18 protein-coding genes are annotated in these 19,021 nt (G+C 55.2%); 5 read left to right on the plus strand and 13 right to left on the minus strand.

Annotation, left to right across the window (positions count from 1 at the left end):
* Positions 1 to 421 precede the first annotated feature (421 nt).
* Positions 422 to 1,351 carry a TIGR01777 family protein gene (locus tag ENN66_11685; GenBank protein ID HDS17243.1) on the plus strand — a complete coding sequence of 310 codons (930 nt, stop codon included), beginning with the start codon at positions 422 to 424 and terminating at the stop codon, positions 1,349 to 1,351.
* On the opposite strand, the gene ENN66_11690 is transcribed toward ENN66_11685, so the two are convergent.
* The 9 genes from ENN66_11690 to ENN66_11730 all read right to left on the minus strand — a co-directional run bounded on the left by ENN66_11690 (position 1,336) and on the right by ENN66_11730 (position 9,523).
* The gene (locus tag ENN66_11690; protein ID HDS17244.1) at positions 1,336 to 3,423 is read right to left on the minus strand and encodes a hypothetical protein; all 2,088 of its coding nucleotides are present in this window, start codon (positions 3,421 to 3,423) and stop codon (positions 1,336 to 1,338) included. The genes ENN66_11685 and ENN66_11690 overlap by 16 nt on opposite strands.
* Positions 3,423 to 4,352 carry a malate dehydrogenase gene (gene mdh / locus ENN66_11695; GenBank protein ID HDS17245.1) on the minus strand — a complete coding sequence of 310 codons (930 nt, stop codon included), beginning with the start codon at positions 4,350 to 4,352 and terminating at the stop codon, positions 3,423 to 3,425. Before mdh ends, ENN66_11690 begins: the two co-directional genes overlap by 1 nt.
* A gap of 36 nt (positions 4,353 to 4,388) precedes the next feature.
* Complete coding sequence (locus ENN66_11700; protein ID HDS17246.1) at positions 4,389 to 4,865, minus strand: cyclic nucleotide-binding domain-containing protein; 477 nt, start codon at positions 4,863 to 4,865, stop codon at positions 4,389 to 4,391.
* On the minus strand, positions 4,858 to 5,484 hold the full coding sequence (locus ENN66_11705; GenBank protein ID HDS17247.1) for an ABC transporter substrate-binding protein: 627 nt from the start codon (positions 5,482 to 5,484) through the stop codon (positions 4,858 to 4,860). The genes ENN66_11700 and ENN66_11705 overlap by 8 nt, the downstream gene beginning before the upstream one ends.
* 34 nt (positions 5,485 to 5,518) lie before the next feature.
* A complete protein-coding gene (locus ENN66_11710; GenBank protein HDS17248.1) occupies positions 5,519 to 6,247 on the minus strand; it encodes a VacJ family lipoprotein in 729 nt (242 codons plus the stop codon).
* Positions 6,248 to 6,259: 12 nt separating this feature from the next.
* On the minus strand, positions 6,260 to 6,703 hold the full coding sequence (mlaD, locus tag ENN66_11715; GenBank protein HDS17249.1) for an outer membrane lipid asymmetry maintenance protein MlaD: 444 nt from the start codon (positions 6,701 to 6,703) through the stop codon (positions 6,260 to 6,262).
* Entirely contained in the window at positions 6,690 to 7,508 is an 819-nt protein-coding gene (locus tag ENN66_11720; protein HDS17250.1) for an ABC transporter ATP-binding protein, read from the minus strand. The genes mlaD and ENN66_11720 overlap by 14 nt, the downstream gene beginning before the upstream one ends.
* A gap of 5 nt (positions 7,509 to 7,513) precedes the next feature.
* On the minus strand, positions 7,514 to 8,299 hold the full coding sequence (locus ENN66_11725) for an ABC transporter permease (protein HDS17251.1): 786 nt from the start codon (positions 8,297 to 8,299) through the stop codon (positions 7,514 to 7,516).
* Between the two features lie 264 nt (positions 8,300 to 8,563).
* Positions 8,564 to 9,523, minus strand: coding sequence for a hypothetical protein (locus tag ENN66_11730; protein HDS17252.1), 960 nt, complete (start codon positions 9,521 to 9,523; stop codon positions 8,564 to 8,566).
* A 158-nt stretch (positions 9,524 to 9,681) separates the two neighbouring features.
* Here ENN66_11730 and ENN66_11735 point away from each other — a divergent pair, with 158 nt between their 5' ends.
* Positions 9,682 to 10,488, plus strand: coding sequence for an enoyl-CoA hydratase/isomerase family protein (locus tag ENN66_11735; protein ID HDS17253.1), 807 nt, complete (start codon positions 9,682 to 9,684; stop codon positions 10,486 to 10,488).
* A gap of 84 nt (positions 10,489 to 10,572) precedes the next feature.
* On the opposite strand, the gene larB is transcribed toward ENN66_11735, so the two are convergent.
* From larB to ftsY, 4 genes are read right to left on the minus strand one after another with little or no spacing between them, the layout of a single operon-like run.
* Positions 10,573 to 11,322 (minus strand): nickel pincer cofactor biosynthesis protein LarB, encoded by a 750-nt coding sequence (larB, locus tag ENN66_11740; protein HDS17254.1) that lies wholly within the window; start codon positions 11,320 to 11,322, stop codon positions 10,573 to 10,575.
* A gap of 50 nt (positions 11,323 to 11,372) precedes the next feature.
* Positions 11,373 to 11,945, minus strand: coding sequence for a hypothetical protein (locus tag ENN66_11745; protein HDS17255.1), 573 nt, complete (start codon positions 11,943 to 11,945; stop codon positions 11,373 to 11,375).
* A complete protein-coding gene (locus ENN66_11750) occupies positions 11,935 to 12,774 on the minus strand; it encodes a hypothetical protein (protein ID HDS17256.1) in 840 nt (279 codons plus the stop codon). Before ENN66_11750 ends, ENN66_11745 begins: the two co-directional genes overlap by 11 nt.
* Before the next feature lie 12 nt (positions 12,775 to 12,786).
* Entirely contained in the window at positions 12,787 to 14,199 is a 1,413-nt protein-coding gene (ftsY, locus tag ENN66_11755; GenBank protein HDS17257.1) for a signal recognition particle-docking protein FtsY, read from the minus strand.
* Positions 14,200 to 14,312: 113 nt separating this feature from the next.
* Between ftsY and ENN66_11760 the strand changes: the two genes are divergently transcribed.
* From ENN66_11760 to ENN66_11770, 3 genes are all read left to right on the plus strand, one after another.
* Complete coding sequence (locus tag ENN66_11760) at positions 14,313 to 15,584, plus strand: HlyC/CorC family transporter (protein ID HDS17258.1); 1,272 nt, start codon at positions 14,313 to 14,315, stop codon at positions 15,582 to 15,584.
* Between the two features lie 229 nt (positions 15,585 to 15,813).
* On the plus strand, positions 15,814 to 17,169 hold the full coding sequence (locus ENN66_11765; protein ID HDS17259.1) for a pyridine nucleotide-disulfide oxidoreductase: 1,356 nt from the start codon (positions 15,814 to 15,816) through the stop codon (positions 17,167 to 17,169).
* Between the two features lie 176 nt (positions 17,170 to 17,345).
* Positions 17,346 to 19,013, plus strand: coding sequence for a hypothetical protein (locus tag ENN66_11770; GenBank protein HDS17260.1), 1,668 nt, complete (start codon positions 17,346 to 17,348; stop codon positions 19,011 to 19,013).
* The last annotated feature ends 8 nt before the right edge of the window (positions 19,014 to 19,021 follow it).

Raw genomic sequence — 19,021 nt, forward strand, 5'->3', positions numbered from 1 at the left:
TTTCAACCTCCCTTCCTCTTAAATTAACTCCGGCAGATCACCAGCCCGTTTAACTCTCACAACTGAAATCGACAAAATTGATCAGACGCCCAGACCCACAGCCATCCTGCCAGACTGTCGTCTTGGCTTGGCCAAAAAAATTTGTTTCAAAACCGTTTTCAAGCATAACAATTAAACCCGGCAATGGCAACCTTTCTCACAGCTAAACCACATTATAAATCATGGGCCCAGATAAATCATGGGCCCAGAGAGGAATACGGCCCTGCGCCAGAGACTTAAAAAAACCGCCTCGGCAAACATGCCAAACCGTTACTATTCAGATAAAAAAATATTCAAAGAATACAATTTGTAGTACTGAGATAGGTTATCGGGCCCGCCCAGCCAATATAAAGTGTAAGGTCTTGAGCAAGAGGAGAATGATATGAAGATTTTCATTACCGGGGGAAGCGGATTTGTGGGCCGGCACCTGACCCGCGAACTCTCCGCCAGACATCATCAGGTGACGATTCTGACCCGAAGGCCGGAATCAGGACGGGGACTGCCTTTCGGAGTCGACTACTGCATCGGAGATCCCAATCTGCCGGGTCCTTGGCAGGAAAGTTTGAGTCGGCATGAGCTGGTTATCAATCTTGCCGGAGCTTCGATTTTTTCCCGCTGGACCGACAGTAAAAAAGCTGAAATCCGCGACAGTCGTATCCGCACCACCCGCCATCTGGTTGACGGCATTGAAATGGCGACCGCCGCAAACCACAAGATCGCCCTGTTAAGCACCTCGGCCGTCGGCTACTACGGCAACCGCGGCGACGCAAAAGTCGAGGAAAACGACCCGGCGGGCGTCGACTTTCTCGCCCAAGTGGCAAGCGCATGGGAAAGAGAGGCTTTGCGGGCGGAAAACTTCGGGGCCAGGGTTGTACTCTGCCGTTTTGGTATCGTTCTGGGCCCCGACGGTGGGGCTCTGAGTAAAATGCTGCCCCTTTTCAGATGGGGGCTCGGCAGCCATGTGGCCAGCGGCCGACAGTGGTTCCCCTGGATTCACCAAAGCGAACTTTCGCGGATTTTCACTTTTCTTGTCGAGCAGACCAATTTAAGCGGAGTTTTTAACTGCGTTACCCCAGAACCCGTTACCAACGCAGAATTTTCCCGACAACTGGCCGCCGCTCTACAACGCTGGACCTTGCCGCTGGGCGTTCCGGAGCTGTTCCTGAAACTGACCCTGGGCGAGATGGCCTCGGTTCTGCTCGGCGGCCAGCGCGTCAGCCCGACCCGTCTGCTGGCCGCCGGGTATAAATTCAGTTTTCCCAACCTGAAGGAAGCCCTGGCCGACCTGCTCAGAGATCAATCGTTTAGATAAAAAAAAGGCGCTTCCGGCTTCCCGGCCAGGGAAAAGGAAAACGTCTTTTCAGCGGCGACCACGCCCCGGAAATCAAGTTTTCGGCCGACGCTGTAATAGCGTCCGCGAGCCTGAAGCTCCGGACCGGCGCCGTTGATTTTAAAATCATTCAGGGACCAGACCTGTTTGCGCACGGAAAACCCTCCGGAACAGGAAGAAAACTCCTTCTTCAGAGCGCTCAGACCGGAGTCCTCGAGAAAACGGTTACCGGCCAGCCAGAGCGGCACTGCGGCAATCCGCCCCCGGCGCAGCTGCCATTTGCCGTTAAGATCCAGATTATCGTCAATCACGCCTCGCAACGGCAAGCGCCCCCCGCCGACCATGGCGACGTCCAAGATTCCGCTCAACGGCAAATCCGCTAAAAATTTATCCACTTCTATATTTTTACAAACCAGGGACGTGCGCCAGCGCGGTTCATGCAACAGCTCATCCAAAAGCAACGAAATGCGCAGTTCTCCCTGGCCAGCGCAGTAGACAATCAGACGTTCAATCTCAAGCTGGGCCAAGTCCTTGCGGCCGACCAGATTAAATTCGGAAAAGTCATGACCGGAAAGATGCAGCCGCCTGATGCTGCAGTTGCCATCCAGAAACCACCTCCAGCCCGCAGCCTGTTCCAGCAGCGTCGCGGCCGCCGTCAGATAATCCCTGCCGGAAAAAGGTGCGGCGGCAACCCCGCCCATCGGTTCCGGGTCTGTTTCTGAATTTTTCGCGCCGGAGCCAACCGGGTTTGCGGTCGAATCCTCTGTTGTGAGCTGTTCCTGATGCCGGTGCAGCGTGAGCGACTCGGAACTGAGCTCCACTTTCAGAACCGGAGTTTCAAAGGGATTGCCCACCAGTTTGCATTCCCCGGTCAGGGCACCCTGCAGGGAATAAGGCGCCAGACTGCGGCTCGGAACCCGAGCCAAAACCTGAGCCAGGCTTTCAACCCTGAAACTGCTGACCAGATCGACGAAAAAAGGTTCCCGAAAACGAATCAGTCCCCGAGTAAAAAAAGCCGCCGCACCGGGATAGGCAAAAGCCGCATTTTTCAGATTAAGATAACCTTCACGGCGCTGAAAGAAACCGGCAAAACCCACATTACAGGAACCGCTGGACCATATTTCTCCAGAGTCGGTTGCCGCCGGAGCAACAATCTGATGCTCCGCGGCGCGACAGTGACTATTAAAACGCAGGCCCGCCCGCGGGTCTCCGCTCAGATCAAACTCCAAATCGGCTTCGCTGAAATCCGCGCGCCAGAGCCCTGACTGAGTCGAATCCTCCCGGGAACTCAGGCCAAGGCTCACAGCCTGCGGCAGAGTGAGCTTATGCAGGCGGCAACTAACCTCCAAATGTTCATTCCCTTCCGCAGGTTGCGATGTTTCTGCAGACGACATCGCCTCCCCCAAGCGATAACGTATCAGTTTAAAGCTGCCCCGGCCACCCAGAAGAGCAGCGGTCGCATCGAGATTGACACTCTGATTACCAGGCCGCAAGTTCCAGCTGCCGGCACATTCGCTAAGCGTCAAAGGAAAGGTGAAACCGGGAATATCAGGCAGGCGAACCATCAGGTCATGCCACGACAAACGCAGAGGATCGCGGCCAAAATTCAGCTCTGCGGCGGAAAATAACTCAGCCATCCGCTCGAAGACGGTATCCGGCTCACTTCCGGCACCGTCGGCACCGTCTTCCGCGCCCCGCAGGGCTGCCCAGCAGACCTCGGCGACCCCATTTTCAAGGCTGATTTCTGAAAACCTGGGCGCCAGAGCCAAAAGGGAGGGCCAGGAGAAGTAAAACCTGAGAGAGTTGATTCTGAGATTGGAACCGTTGTTCGCCGCAGTACTTAAACCTTGTGCCAAGATCGCGGGACGCGGCAAAAGCGCAAGCCTTACCGACTCTAGGTGACAAGGCTGTCGCAAGCCTTGAGCCAGATCATCGCTCAGAGAGCGACGCCAACCCTCCTGTGGAAACAAGGGGACGAGCAAGACCGCTCCCAGCAGCAGCGCCGGCAAACTCACCCACCCAGAGCGACGAACCAAGAATTTGCCCCAGAACATCAGATTTTCAGTCTGTCAAGCAAAGCCTGAATCCCTAGCTGAGCCTTATCAAGGGCAGCCCGCTCCCGGGAATCAAGCTGCAACTCGATGATGCTTTCGCAGCCTTGGGCCCCCAGTTTCACCGGAACCCCAAAAACACAGTCCGAAATACCATATTCGCCCTGCAACAGAATCGTCGCCGGCAGAATCCTTTTACGATCCTTGATGATGGCTTCGACCATGCGACCAATAGCGGCGGCCGGGGCATAAAAGGCGCTGCCGGTTTTCAGGAAAGAAACAATTTCGGCTCCGCCGTTACGGGTGCGTTCAACTATCGCGTCAATTCTTTCCTGGCTCATCAGGTTCGGCAGGGGGATTCCCGAAACCGTTACATAGCGGGGCAGGGGAACCAGGTTTTCACCCTGTCCACCCAAAACACAAGCCGTGACATCAGCAACCGAAACCTGAAGCTCTGCGGCAATAAAAGAACTCATTCGGGCGGCATCGAGAACACCCGCCATGCCCAGAACCCGATGGCGGGGAAGGCCACTCACCTGAGTGGCCACATAGACCATGGCCTCCAGGGGGTTGGTGACCACCAGCAGAAAAGCGTTGGGTGAATATTTGACGATCCTCTGGGTTACAAAAGAGATGATGGAACTGTTTTTTTTAAGCAGGTCATCACGGCTCATCCCCGGCTTGCGCGCCAGACCGGCAGTAACGATAACGACATCGGAGTCCGCCGTGTCGGCATAGCTGTTGGTGCCGGTGATCGAGACATCATACCCGTCCAGAGGAGAAGCCTCCGCCAGATCCAGGGCTTTACCCTGAGGCAGTCCATCAACCACATCATAAAGAACAATATCTCCCAGCTCGCGGGAGATCAGCCAGAGAGCGCAAGCGGCTCCGACATTGCCGGCACCGACGATAGTTATTTTTTTCCTATTCACCAGAGTCCCGTTCCCGATTCAGGCAAGATTCACCAGCTAAAACAATGCCGCCAGCCGCACATTGGCCTGGCGCAGACGCAGGAGCTGCAAAAAAGCCATTCCCCGCCACAAACGCGCGGCGGTTTCCGGAAAAGCAACTTCTAACGCCGCCGCCCCGACGCCATCCAGGGTCAACAGCCCGGCATCCGTAACCGCCCGCAAGGTGGTTGAATGACAACTTTCATCGGCAAAAACAAGTTCCCCAATCGTGGCCCCATCAGCAAATTCCGCCATGATTATCGGTTTATCCCACCCCGGGGTTTTTTTGACCGCCTCCAGCCGCCCATTGATGACACAAATCAACAGACTGCTCTTCTGACCCTCTTCCCAGAGAGTTTCACCGGCGGAAACATTTTGCCGGCTTGCGAACCCGGCGAAATTTTCCCAGTCAGGCAGCGTACAGAATCTGAACAGAGGAGAAACCTGCCAGGCAAAAACGGAAACCAATCCTGCAACCACTTGAACCTCAGCCATCACTGTCTTTTTCGTTTGCGGCAAGCTTTTCTTCCATCTGGGCAACCAGGCCGGCAAAGCCCTTCTTTTTCACAATCGGAGCAAACTGACTGCGATAATTACGCACCAGGCTGACATTTTCAATGATGACATCATACACCAGCCAGCGGCCGGCAGTCCCCAATTGCAGTTTGTAACTCAAAGGAATTTCCCGGCCATTGCCGATGACCAGGGTCAGCACCTCGGCCTTTTCCCCGTCAACTATCTCCTTGACATAGACAACTTCTTCGTTGGCATAGCTGTCAATGGTTGCAATATAGCTTTTTTCCAGCAGTTTCCGGTAAAGCTCAATAAAATTACGGCATTCATTCTCATGCAAATCATTCCAGTCACGCCCCAGCGAAAGCTTAGCCATGCGCGGCAGATCAAACTGAGTAAACACCACCTCGGTAATCCGCTGGCGACGGAGGACCAGGTTCTCGTCTCCCTTCAGAGCTTGATCCCGCAAAACCTCAAGGAGCAGGTTGATACTGGCCTCTAGCTGGCGCCGGGGACCGACCTCTTCCCCGCCGAGCAGCGACTGCGGCAGAACAAAAGCCATCAAGCATAAAACCATGCCTAGAAAACGAACGCGGGCCATCAAAAAAACTCCGTAGGATTTAAGACGTTAACGATTACGGCAGAATTTCACGCCGATGTTGCTGAAAGGCATCGCGCACCGCAAGATACGGATCAAGCGCGCCACTGAGCATTTTCTCATATTCACCCAAGCGGAACGAGGTCCGGTTGATGGCATTGGAACCCTGCACCGCGACCGCACTCACGGGGTTCTGGTAGAGGGCATAAAAAAGCGGCGAGGCCAGAGTATCTCCACCCAGACCAAGGATGCCGCGAAAATCATGCGGTCCCCAAAAAGGCAGGACCAGATAGGGACCGCTACCCATCCCGTAGGTCGCGAGGGTCGAGGCAAACTGATATTCATGGGATTTCAGGCCGTCATAGGAGGCTGGATCCATCAGTCCGCCGACCCCCACGGTACTATTCAGCATAAACCGTAAAAACGACTCTTCCGCGGCTTTGAAGCGACCCTGAAGCAGACAATTGATAACCCGGGTGGGTTCCAGCAGATTACTGAAAAAGTTGAGCAGGCCGGTACGGAACAAACTCGGGGTTACGATTTTATAGCCCCGGGCAACCGGTTCCAGAACCCAGAGCTGCAGACGATCATTAAAAACAAAGAACACCCGGTTTAAAACTTCAAGTGGATCTTTGACGGAAACCGCCTCGCCGTCATATTCAGCGAACTCATCCGTCTCTAGCCCCGGCGGTTGCGAAAATCCGGGAGTCATATTCCAGAACAATAAAGCGACCGCCAAAAAAATCACCAGTATTTGCCGAGACATGTAAATCCCCTGTTACTCAACTTTACCAAAAACATATTTGCTGATCAAAGCCTCCAGATCGACGGCAGATTCGGTTTCGGTTATTTTACCGCCGTCCGGCAGAAAATCCTCCTCGGCTCCGGGTGTCAACTGCACGTACTTATCTCCGATTATACCCTGGGTTTTAATGGAAGCAAAAACATCGCTGCCGATTTTTACTTCAGGCTTCACCAGCAGTGCGACCCGGGCTCGATCCTCATGCAGCGAGATACTTGCGACCTTACCGACTTCAACCCCGGCGATTTCAACCCGGGCTCCGCTTTTAAGGCCACTGACCGAGATAAAATCAGCATAAACACGATAATAATTTCCGCCGAAAAATTCAAGGCCGCCAAGATTAAGGGTCAGATAGGCGATCGCGAGCAGACCGACGAGCATGAAAGCCCCGACCGTTATCTCCAGATTAAATCTTTTCATATGCTTCTTTCTCTGAATTCATAGAAGGATCAAACAGCTCATCCGCGGAACTGTACGCAGCCCCCATCACTCTCAGGATAAAGGCCCGTACAAAGGGGTCACGACTGCGCTGCAAGTCTTCCGGTGACAGACAGGCCAGGACTTTCCCCTCATGGAGAATGGCGATTCTGTCCGCCAGATTAAAAATTTTGGGAATATCGTGACTGACAATGACACAGGTGTAACCCAGTTGCTTTTGGGTTTCAAAAAACAAACGATAAACATCGTGACTTTTGACCGGATCCAGACCGGTGGTCGGCTCGTCAAAAAGCAGGATATCGGGTTCCAGTTGCAGGGCCCGGGCCAGTCCGACCCGTTTTTTCATCCCACCGCTCAACTGCGATGGGTACTTGTCGGCACTGCCTTCCAGATCCATCTGGGCCAGGGCGGTGGCCACCCTCTCCTGAACGATTTTCTCCGGCAGCCGACTGCGTTCCCGCAGAGGCAGCGCGACATTATCAAAAACCGTCATCGAATCAAACAGGGCCACCCCTTGAAAAAGCACTCCGAAACGGGTGCGCATTCGACTCAGGGCCGCGCCGCGCAAAGCACAGATATCGGTGCCGTCGATCAGCACCTGCCCCCGGTCGGGATGGATCAGGCCGAGAATATGTTTAAGCAGAACACTCTTGCCCTGACCGCTCTCACCACAGATCACGGTGGTCGCGCCGCGCTCAATCTCGAGATTCACTCCACGCAGAACCGGCTGCGTCCCGAAACTTTTATGAATATCAATCAGCCTGATACAGGCATTGCCGCTTGCCATGAGCTCTACATCATCAAAGAGGTGATCACATAATCGGCCACCAGAACAGCCACGGAAGAAACCACTACCGCCGAAGTTGTGGCCCGACTCACCCCCTCGGCGCCAAAGCCCCAAGCCCGGCGGGTAACCCAGAATCCATGCTCGGCACAGATCCAGACCAGAAGAAAAGCGAAACATAGCGATTTGACAAAACACATTTTCAGATCAAGTGCGGTCACGCTGCCCTGCATGCTGGCCATGTAAGCCCCGCCATTGCCGTGCAGCAGGACCACCCCAACCATATAACCACCGAAAACCCCAACCACATTGAAAATCGCGGTCAAAAGCGGCACCGAAAGCAGACCGGCGAACAACTTGGGGGCCACCAGAAAACGGTACGGATTGATAGCCATACAATCCAGCGCGTCAATCTGCTCCGAAATCCGCATAATTCCCAGCTCAGCACACATCGCCGAACCGGTTCGGCCGATCACCATCAAAGCTGTCAGCACCGGACCCAGCTCCCGAATCAAACTTAGAGCCACCGCCGCCCCCAAGGCGCTGGCCGAACCGTATTTACTCAAGGTATAATGCCCCTGCAGGCCGAGAACCATGCCGACAAAAGCTCCGGTAAAAAAGATCACCAGAAACGAGCCTGAACCGATCACCTTGATCTGGTACAACAGCGGCCTGATTTTATACGGCGGCTGAAAGCCGCCGGCCAGGGTCATGAGCAGAAAAAGGGCTGAGCGCCCCATACTTTCCAGACTCCCCAACCCCCAACGGCCAAATCTCTGCAAACTGTCAAACAAAAATCAGCTCCCTTACGCCCTTCACCGGAATCGATAACCTTTCACGCCAAACAAATCCGCCTTATTTTCAAGTCCTGGCCCGCGGTAAACCACAAGACAACAAATAGCTCTAAGATGACCGCCTGGCGCGAAAAAGGACTGATTTTAGTGCCCTCACACCGCCATCTCGACAACTCCGGCAGGCCGAAAATAAAACAACCCCTGCTGTTTTTTGAAGATCCGCCCCCTAGGGATATACTAATTTCTCTATATAGTCAATCAATTTTAAGCCCGATCTTCGTCCGCAAAGACGTCAGGATGCAGCCGCTGAAGCAGACTGCGGGAACGGCTCAACAATTCTGTCAGAGGGGCATCGGGCGTCAACGATAAAGTTGCCGCGGATTTCGGCTCAGGCAGTTCCAGGAGTTGCCGGCCATTGCGCGTCGCTATTTGAAAAATTTCCGCAGCCGGAATTCCGGCTGCGGAAAAAAGCTCCATCTCCCGTAAAAAGGCACTGCCGTGAGGCACGTTATAAGAACCGGAATCGGTGCCGATAGTCAAGCTGACCCCTTCTGCAAAGGCCAGTCCGATCATCTCCAGATGTCTTTTGTAGTTACGCTCGATGATCCCAAGCTGAGTTTGCGAAAAACGTCGGTCCGGGTCTTTCAGCTGATTGGCCATGGCCGCCACCGTCGGAGCCCAGAAGACACCTTTTTCGGCCATGATTTTCAAGGTCTCCGGAGCAATGAAATAGGCGTGTTCCAGACTATGCACACCGGCCGCCACCGCTTCACGACAGGCGTTGGCGGAATTGACATGAACCATGACTTTTTTACCGACCGCCGCCGCCAGCCGGACGATTTCGCAAAGTTCGTCGAAACTCCACTGCTGCGGCCCGACTCGGCCATATTCATCAAAGGAAACCATTCCGGTCAGGATCACCTTTACAAAAGCGGATGGCGTCCGGGCGATCTTTTCCGCCAAGGTGAAATCACGATTTTCTCCGAGAAAGGCACCGTACATACCTTTTTTGAACAACGCCGGTCCGGTCCTGATTACCCGCAGAGCCTCGGGCAGGGATGCGCTTTCAAGCAGACCGTCCCTGTCCCCGGCATCGCGGACCACGGCGATGCCGGCCGCCAGCTGGCGCCGGGCGTTATCCTCGGGGCTACCGCCCAGGCTCAAATGAACATGAGTATCCACCGGCAGCGGCAAGACCATTTTTTCATTTTGTTTTTTATTCATAAGATACCACTCCGAGCCGGGTCGGGTCGGACCCGGCGGGCCGTTAAGTATGATTTTACACTTGAGCCGCGCCGGCAACTGTGCTAACAGAGAACATTATATTCCGGACGCGGACCCGCGACAACTCTGTAACCATAAAAATCAGAAGGAACAAGACCATGAGCTACGAATTTATGAATCTGAAAACCAACAACGGTGTCGGCATTATCAGTCTGAACCGGCCGCCGGCAAACTCCCTGAATGTCGCTATCGTGGCGGAACTGGAGCGGGCCTTTGATGAAATGGCCGCGGCCGAAGCCGTCAAGGTTGTGGTTATCGTCAGTGAAATCCCCGGCTTCTTCGTCGCCGGCGCGGACATTAAAATGTTTAACAACATGAACGCTTACGAAGCCTGGGAGATCTCCGGCGACCTCCAGAGAGTCAACCAGAAGCTGGAAGACATGCCGAAGCTGACCATTGCCGCGATCGGCGGTTACGCCCTCGGCGGCGGACTGGAGCTTGCTCTGGCCTGCGATTTCCGTTTCATGGCTGAAAGCGTTATCATCAAGGACAAGGAAAAGATTCCGACCGTCGGCCTGCCGGAAACCACCCTCGGCATTCTTCCCGGAGCCGGCGGCACCCAGCGCCTGGCCCGTCTCATCGGCGCCAAACGGGCTCTGTATTATATCGCCACCGCCAAGAATATCGGTCCCAAGGAAGCCCTCGAGTTGGGGATCGTCCAGGAACTAATGCCCGGAAACGAACTCAATGAAAAAACCATCGCCTTCGCCGAAAGCATGGCGACCAAGGCGGTCATCGGCATCGCCCAGGCCAAAAAGGCTATTTATCAGGGCTACAACCAGGAAAACGCCGTGGCCATGCAGATTGAGCAGGATGCCTTCATGAAGGCTTTCGCCAGCGAAGACGCGAGCGAAGGCCTGAAAGCTTTTGTCGAAAAGAGAGCGGCCGTTTTTCAGGGTAAATAAATCTTCCCCTGCAAACTCGCACCGTAAATAAAAAATCCCGGACTCGAGCGCTGAAACCGGCCCCACGAGGACCCGGGACTTTTTTTATTTACGGTTGATCAGGCCGGCCAGGTAGGCGGCGCCGAAACCGTTATCGATGTTGACCACCCCCACCCCGCCGGCACAGGAATTCAGCATGCCCAACAGGGCTGCCACTCCGCCAAAGGCCGCGCCGTAACCGACACTAGTCGGCACCGCGATCACCGGTCTTTCGACCAGTCCCGCCACCACACTGGGCAGCGCGCCCTCCATTCCGGCGATAACGATCAGAACCTCGGCCGCCATGAGTTTTTCCCGATAAGCCAACAACCGGTGAATCCCGGCAACCCCGACATCCACCAGCAGCTCACTTTTCTGGCCCAGCAGGCGCAGGGTGATTTCGGCCTCATAAGCCACCCGCAGATCCGAGGTTCCGGCGGTGACGATCATGACCGTTCCCCGCCCCCGATCGCAATCATGCCGCGCCAGCTTGAACAGATAGCGGCCCCCGGCATGATACTCAAACTGGGGAAAACGCCGCCGCAAAACCGCGGCCTTTTCCAGATCCAGACGAGTCACCAGAATATTCTGCTCATGTTCCAGAAGACCATCCAGAATGATCTCCAGATCGACGACCTCCTTGCCCAGGGCAAAGACCACCTCCCCCATCAGGGCGCGCAGACCGCGATGGGTATCGAGATGGGCGATGCCAAGATCACGAAAGGGCAGATGGCCGAGCATTTCAACCACCTCATCCACCTGAACACAGCCCTTTTGCAGCGAGATCAGAATTTCCTTTAACTGTGCCCGATCCATTTCACACCCAACTCAAATTACTACCGTAACCCTTTGTTTAAGACAAGTAATCAAGGCAAAGGCCAGCCCCGCTCAACGACCAGACAAGCCCGGGCCGCTTGGTTCCAGGCCTGCAGTCCGGCGTTGCGGGCCGCCTCGCGAATCATGGTCTTGCTCCAAGCACAGAGTCGCAACGGACTGATGATCTCAAGTTCGTTCAGAGCTTGCATTCCGGGGCGACGTTTTGGCACATCGTCGGCATGAGTGCCGTCACAAAGGCTGATTCCCGGCCCGGCCAATCCTCGCAAGCGACTGAAAAGATGATGCTTACAACGATAACAGCGCCGCTCCGGGTTTCCGGCCCAGACCCGGGACATTTCAGCGACCGAGAAATCAATGATCAGACCATTTTCAGCCCGCACCAGGGCCCGGGCCCCGGCGTCTTCTTCCGGATAGACGGCGGGATGCGCGAAAAAAACCGGGCACACCTCGATTTTCGCGACATATCTGAAAAAATGAAAAAGCCAGAGGCTGTCAACACCGCCGGAGCAACCCAGCCATACCGGCGCCAGCCGGCGGCCGAGACGCACCAGACTTTCCCAGGGATCGATCATCAAGGCTCCAGCTTTGATCTCACTGCACATGAGGATGATGTACTCGAATCTGCACCTGTTCCAGATCAACCCCTTGCCGGACCAAAAAAGCCTCACTGCCGAGTTTGATTTCCTCTTCTAAAAAAATCTGGGCCTGGGGAATCTGTTCCCACAGGCGCCGACCGATCTTATCCTGCAAAAGCTGCCGTAAAAATCCCTGCAACTCCGTCGCGGCGGTCCCGGGAAAAGGCTTTTCACCCGCAAACCGGGCAATTTCCACCTCGGCGTTGAAAACCTTCAGGCCATCGAGTGAATACATGGGCAAATAGAAATTAATCGTGATAAGATCAGGACCATCGGCAACCGCTGCCGCCGTGCCGGCCTCGGCCCCCGGGCTTTCAGCCGTTAAGGACGGCGGCTGGGAAGGCCCGCTCTGGGCCGCCAAAGGACGAATGGCGTCACGAATAACCACTGGTTTACCGAGCAGAGACAGAACCACGAAAAACTGAGCCAACCAGACCAGGACCAGGACTGCGATAGAGCCTTTAAGCCAAGGACTCCGGCCCTCCGATAAAATCGCCAGGCCCTCCAGCTTGACCGCGTCGAAACCGTCCGCGATTTCGGCCATGACATCGACAGAACCCAGCACACCGGTTCCCGCCGGCGGGGTCGACGACTGCCGATAGCCTTCGGTTTCGAGTCCGGCTTTCGCCGCAGGCGCAGCCGCTGTTTCCGGGAGTTCCTCCTCAGCCCAGGAGGAGTCGTCCTCCCCCACAAACTGTTCCCCGGAATCAGCTGCGAAATCAAAATCATCGATAAAATCATCGTCCGCCAGCAGCTTGTCAATATCATAAGTGTCTATCTGGGTTTCGCGATCCATGATCTAAAACCATCACATCTTATCAAAAAGCGCTTCAACGAAATCTCCGGCATCGAAACGGCGCAAATCCGCGAGGCTTTCCCCAATACCGATATAACGCACCGGAACCTTGAGCTCGTCACAGACCCCGACAATCACCCCCCCCTTGGCCGTGCCGTCAAGCTTGGTCATCACCAGCCCGGTGACCCCGATTGCCTGATGAAACATCTGGGCCTGGGTAATCGCGTTCTGACCGGTATTGGCGTCCAGTACCAGCAGCACTTCATGAGGCGCTCCCGGCAGGGCTTTACCCAGAACCCGCTGAATCTTTTTCAGTTCATCCATCAGATTGACCTTGGTGTGCAGGCGACCGGCGGTATCGATGATCACCACATCGGCCACGCGCTTAATCGCCGACTGCACCGTATCGAAGGCCACGGCCGCCGGATCGGCGCCCATACTCTGTTTGACAATCGGCACCCCGGCCCGCTCGGCCCAGACCATGAGCTGCTCGACCGCCGCCGCGCGAAAGGTATCGGCCGCGCCCAGCACCACCTTTTTCTTCTGCTGGGCAAAGATTGCCGCAAGTTTGCCGATGGTCGTGGTTTTCCCCACCCCGTTGACCCCGATCGTCATGATCACATAAGGCTTTGGGCTGAGCTCCCAGGGAGCCTCGGCCCGGGCCAGGATACTGCCAATCTCCTGCTGCAAAAAACGACGTAAGTGAGCCGGGTTTTCAAGCTCCTGGTGCGAAATCTTTTCTTCTATCTGGGAAAAGAGCCGATAGCTGGTTTTAACTCCGAGATCGGAAGTCAGAAGAATCTCCTCCAGCTCCTCGAGAAACTCCGCATCAATCTCCTTGTCCCCGTAAAAAAGGTTGTCCAGGGTTCCGACAAACTGGCGGCGGGTCTTGGCCAGACCATCTTTCAAACGGGAAAAGAAACCGCGCCGTTCCTTTTTGTCTGCCGCCTGGACTGCGGCAGCATCCGGACCGGCTTGCCGCGTTGCGGCGTCCTGGCTTTCCCCCGACAACATCGCGTCGGTCTCGTCTGCCATTGTCCCTGCCTCCGCAACGCCGACTACAGAGGCAGGCGACCTGACCGGCCGGTTTTTCCCGGTCCCGGCTTCGACGGCCACAAAGGGTTCACTCGGGCCGGCTTGCTCCGCCGCGACCATCAACGCCGGCGAAGCCTCCTCTTCGGCGACTTCCGCGACAGATTGAGTCCGAAGGCTTGCCTCATTTTCAGCGAAAACCGCTTTTTGTTCTACCGGCAAAGCCGCCGCAACCATTTCCTCGACCGGAGCCGGGCGCGTTTTTTCGAGGCCCTTCCGCCGTCCGAAAAGCCGACCGAGAAGACCACCGCGCTTAGTTTCGGCCTCGGTCGCAGTTTCCGACTCCGGGCTTTTCTGATCCGACCGCTTCTGTTCCGTTTTACCTATAGACATTCAAAGCTCTCCAAGTTATTATATCACAACCGGCGGTTCACGGCTGCCGGGTCGCTGATTCCGCAAAAAAATAGTCGATAGTGTCTCTTTTGTAAAGGAAATACTTACCGAACATGACTTTGCTCGCCCTACTTCCCGAGATTGGAATTTTCCTAGGTCTACTCCTATCCTCGGCTATTTTCTCCGGCACTGAGACCGCGCTTTTCTCCCTGCGCCAACACCGCCTGAACCAATACCGTAATGAACACCCCCAAGCCGTGCACAGGCTGGAACGGATCCTCGAAAAACCGCTTGATTTTATCAGCACGATATTGGTCTGCAATAATTTCGTCAACGTCGCGGCTTCGGCCCTGGCAACCCGGGTCTGCATCGCCCTCTGGGGAGAAGGCGGGATCATCATCGCCACGATCATGGTCACCGTCATCCTCCTGATCGGCGCGGAAATCACCCCTAAATCCTACGCCGCCTCGCGGCCGATTAAAATTTCTTTGCTGGTGGCCCATCCCCTGTACTGGTTGATTCGGCTGTTGACTCCGATCAACCGTTTACTGGCTCTGGCGGTCAATCTGCTGTTACGCCTCAGCGGCCGTTCTCCCTCGCATCGCCGGCCGGAACTTGACGATGAGGAAATAAGAAGTATCATCTTAAGCGGACAACAACAGGGTTTACTGCGCGAAAGCGAAATCTCGATCATTTCCAATGTTCTTGACATCGACAAAACCCGAGTGCGCGGAGTCATGAAGCCGCGCGCGCAGATGATTTCCCTGGCCCTGTCCGCCTCACTGGCTGAAATTCATGAAGTCGTCAAACGGCACGGCTATTCCCGTTATCCGGTTTATGACCGCAACCCGGAAGAAATCGTGGGCATTCTCCATATCAAAGACCTTTTCGGCAAGGAACAGAAACCTTTTTCCCTGCGTCCCCTGCTGCGTCCGGCCCACTTTGTTCCGGAAACCGCGACCCTTGATGATCTGCTGGAGGAATTCCGCCGGCGCCGCATCGGCCTCAGCATCGTCGTCGATGAATACGGCGGGGTTGAAGGCCTGATCAGCCGTAACGACATTGTCAGCGAGATTGTCGGCCATCTCGCTGACGAAACCGATGCCAGTCGACCTTCAACCATTCGCACCACAAAATCCGGCTCTTACCTGATCCCCGGCACCCTTTCCCTGCGCAAGATCGAACAGGCGCTTCCGGAAATCAGTTTCGCCGACAACCTCAAACCCAACCACCTGGCCGGCCTGATTCTCGAAGAACTGGGCGAAATTCCCAGTCCGGGCACCAGCCTCAGGCTCGGCAATCTAAACCTCACGGTAAGGCAAACCACCGGCAACCGGATCGTCACGGTTGAGCTGAGCCCGCTTGAACCCTCGCCCGGAAACTAATCTCGGCACCAAAATCATTTTCCCAGACGAATCGAGCCCTTCTCAACCAACCCGAATAACCACAATTAAATCTTGACAATTTGCAACAATCGGCGTAGTTGAAGGTCTCAATAAAGATATCGCTATAAAACTATACCGGCGCTAAGCGGGAAATGCGGACGCATCCCCACCAAGCCCTAATAATTGCATGCTATTGTCAGCCTAAAACAACCTCGAAAGGAGAACTCTGATGAAAAAAGATGTGGTAATTATCGGCGGTTCTGCAGCCGGACTGATGGCCGCCGTCACCCTGAGAAAAAGAAACCCGCAGAAAAGCGTTACGGTAATCAGAAACGTGGTCAAAACCCCGGTTCCCTGCGGCATTCCTTATATTTACGGAATTATGGGCCAGGTCGACAAGGACTTGATCCCCGACCAGGGTTTTACGGATCAGGGCATCGAGATTCTGCAAAAGGAAGTCATTAACATCGACCGGACGCGAAAGGAGGTCGAGTTCAGCGATGGCGAACGCCTGGGCTATAACAAGCTGATTCTGGGTACCGGATCGAAACCGTTCACCCCCCCCCTGCCCGGAATCGATAAGGTTAATGTTTTTACCGTGCGTAAGGATCCCGTCTACCTGAAAGAAATTTATACGGCGCTTGAACCATCCCGTAAGGTTGTGGTTATCGGCGGCGGATTCATCGGCGTTGAGATGGCCGAACAGATCGCGCTGATGGGGCGACGGCTGGGGGCCGAAAAAACGGTTACCGTGGTTGAAATGCTGCCGCATTGCCTGATGCTGGCCTGCGAAGAGGATTTCTGCATTGAAATCGAAAAGGAACTGACCCACCTCGGAGTCAACCTCAAGACCGGGGTTCAGGCCGCAGAGCTCATCGGCCAGGAAAAGGTTAGCGGAGTAAAACTGGCAGACGGCCAATTACTTGACGCCGATGTCGTAATCATCGGCATCGGCGCCCAGGCGGAAATCGATCTGGCCTTAAAATGCGGACTTGAAGCCGATGCCCGGGGCGGGATCAAGGTCGACAAGTATCTGCGGACGGCCGATCCCGACATCCTTGCCGCCGGCGACTGCGCCAGCAAATTTTCCTGCATCACCGGAAACCCCAGCGGTATCCGTCTGGCTTCGGTCGCCTGCAGCGAAGGTATGCTTGCCGCCGGCAATCTCGACGGCCCTGAACGCGCCACCCTGGGAGCGCTCGGAGCCTTCAGCACCATGGTCGGCAAACGCGCCGTCGCCGCCGCCGGTCTGACTTCCAGGGCAGCGGCGGCTGAAGGCATTGACTTTGTCGTCGGTGAGGTTACCGCCCCCAACCGTCACCCCGGTCACTTGCCGGGATCTATCGCCGATATGAAAATCAAGCTTCTCTTTCGTCGCGACAACGGCGTGATTATCGGTGGTCATGTCAGCGGCGGCGAGGCAGCTTCCGACATGGTAAACATTATTGCCGTGGCCATTCAGGCCCGCCTGACCGCCGAGCAGTTGGCCATCATGCAATACGCCACGCATCCGCTGCTGACTTCATCGCCGCTGAGTTACCATGTCATGCTGGCGGCGGAGAATGCGGCCCTCAAGCTGAGCTGAACCCCTTGCTCAGGACTTGAAAAAAACAGTTTTACAGGGTCCGGGTTGCGATAATCCCGGCGTTCGGTTGCCCAAAGAGGTGGAATCATAACGATTCCACCTCTTTGGCTTTTCAGCAGGAAAAAATGGACAAGCCTTTCCAAATGAGATATTTTATCAGATTGATACATTAAGCGTTGCCTCGGTTTGACGAACGCCGCGATTATTTTTTCTCGCGCCCACAAGGTAAACCCGAAAAACCAGCCATTCAGAACCGCAAGCCCAAGTGGCCCGGCCTTTCCGGCAGCAGACGAAAAGGTTCATCACCGGCAACCGGCAAAACAATTCAGCCACGAGACCACTTGGCACGGCGGCACGAATTATTTATAACCCTTCTGCTAAGCTGTCTGTTCACCTTGACTGGTCTTCCCGCCTGGAGCGCCACCGCCATCAGCCTCCCTCAAGCGATTACAGACGCCCAGCCCGTCTCAAATTCCGAGGCTCCTCCAAAACTGGTTCTGGCGGCCTTCGCCTATCTCGGCGTCGAAAAAACCACGGCCCAATATCAACCGATCGTAGACTATCTGAACCGCAAGCTGACAGACTACCAGGTTGAGCTACGGGTTCAGCCCATGCAGGAAATTTATGAGGGCATCGAACAGCGGGCTTTCGACCTGGTCACCACCAACCCTTCACACTTTCTGCTCGTCAGACATCGTTTCCCGCTTTCCGGCGTGCTGGCCACCCAGATCTCCCTCGATGCCAAACATCGGCCACAACACTTTCTGGCGGGCTGCATAGTCGTCCTGGCGCAGCGTCAAGATTTACAGACCTTGGCCGATCTGCGCGATCGGCGCATCGCGGCTCCCAGCCCGGATCACATGGGCGGTTATCGGGCTCAGGCCTACGAACTCCATCTGGCCGGAATCAATCTGCCCGGGGACGTCGCCTCCCTGCAGTTTACCGGCGTACATCAGGCGGCCATCGAACTTTTGCTTGCGGATCAGGTCGACGCGGCCTTTGTCCGCAGCGGAGTTATTGAAGACCTGCTGGCAAGCGGCGAGCTTGCTTCGGGACGGGTTCGGGTTCTCAATCCCCTGCGACACGATAATTTCAATCTCTTAAGCTCCACCAGGCTGTATCCCGAATGGCAGCTCTTCGCCCTGCCCCACGTCGATGAAAAAGCGGTTCGTCACATAACCTCGGCCCTGTTGTTACTTGAACCCAACGGCCCCATAGCTCACCGCACCAAGATCGCCGGCTACACGATTCCGGCGGACTATCTTCAGCTGGAAACCCTCAGCCGCACCTTGCGTCTGCCTCCCTTTGACCAGACCCCGGAATTCAGACTGCGCGATATCTGGAATCGGTTCCGTTTTTTTTTGATCTTTTTCGCCGGTCTGCTAACCATCTTCACGCTGTTTACCGCCTGGATACTGGCCCTGCGCCAAGAGAAAAACACCCGGGCCGAATACGCCAGCATCGCCAAGAGCGAATTCCTGGCGAACATGAGTCATGAAATCCGGACTCCGATGAACGGAGTTATCGGCATGACCGACCTGCTCCTGGATACGAAGTTTGACCATGAACAACGACATTTTGCCGAAAGCGTGCGCGACTGCGGCCACGTCCTGTTGGTCCTGCTGAACGATATTCTTGATCTTTCCAAGATCGAGGCGGGAAAGATGGAGCTGGAAAGCATAACCTTCAACCTCGAAAACCTGCTTGACAAGATTATCGTTCCCATGACTAAAAGGTGTTGCGACAAAGCGTTTTTTTTAATTCACAGAGAATTTCGAGGCCATAAGCGACCTAATCTTGGTTGTTTTTCGCTTCGAAGCTCCTTATTCAGTCCGCCGGTTTGATTTTTTGC

It is taken from the genome of Pseudomonadota bacterium (genome assembly GCA_011049115.1).
GTDB lineage: Bacteria > Desulfobacterota > Anaeroferrophillalia > Anaeroferrophillales > Tharpellaceae > DSCM01.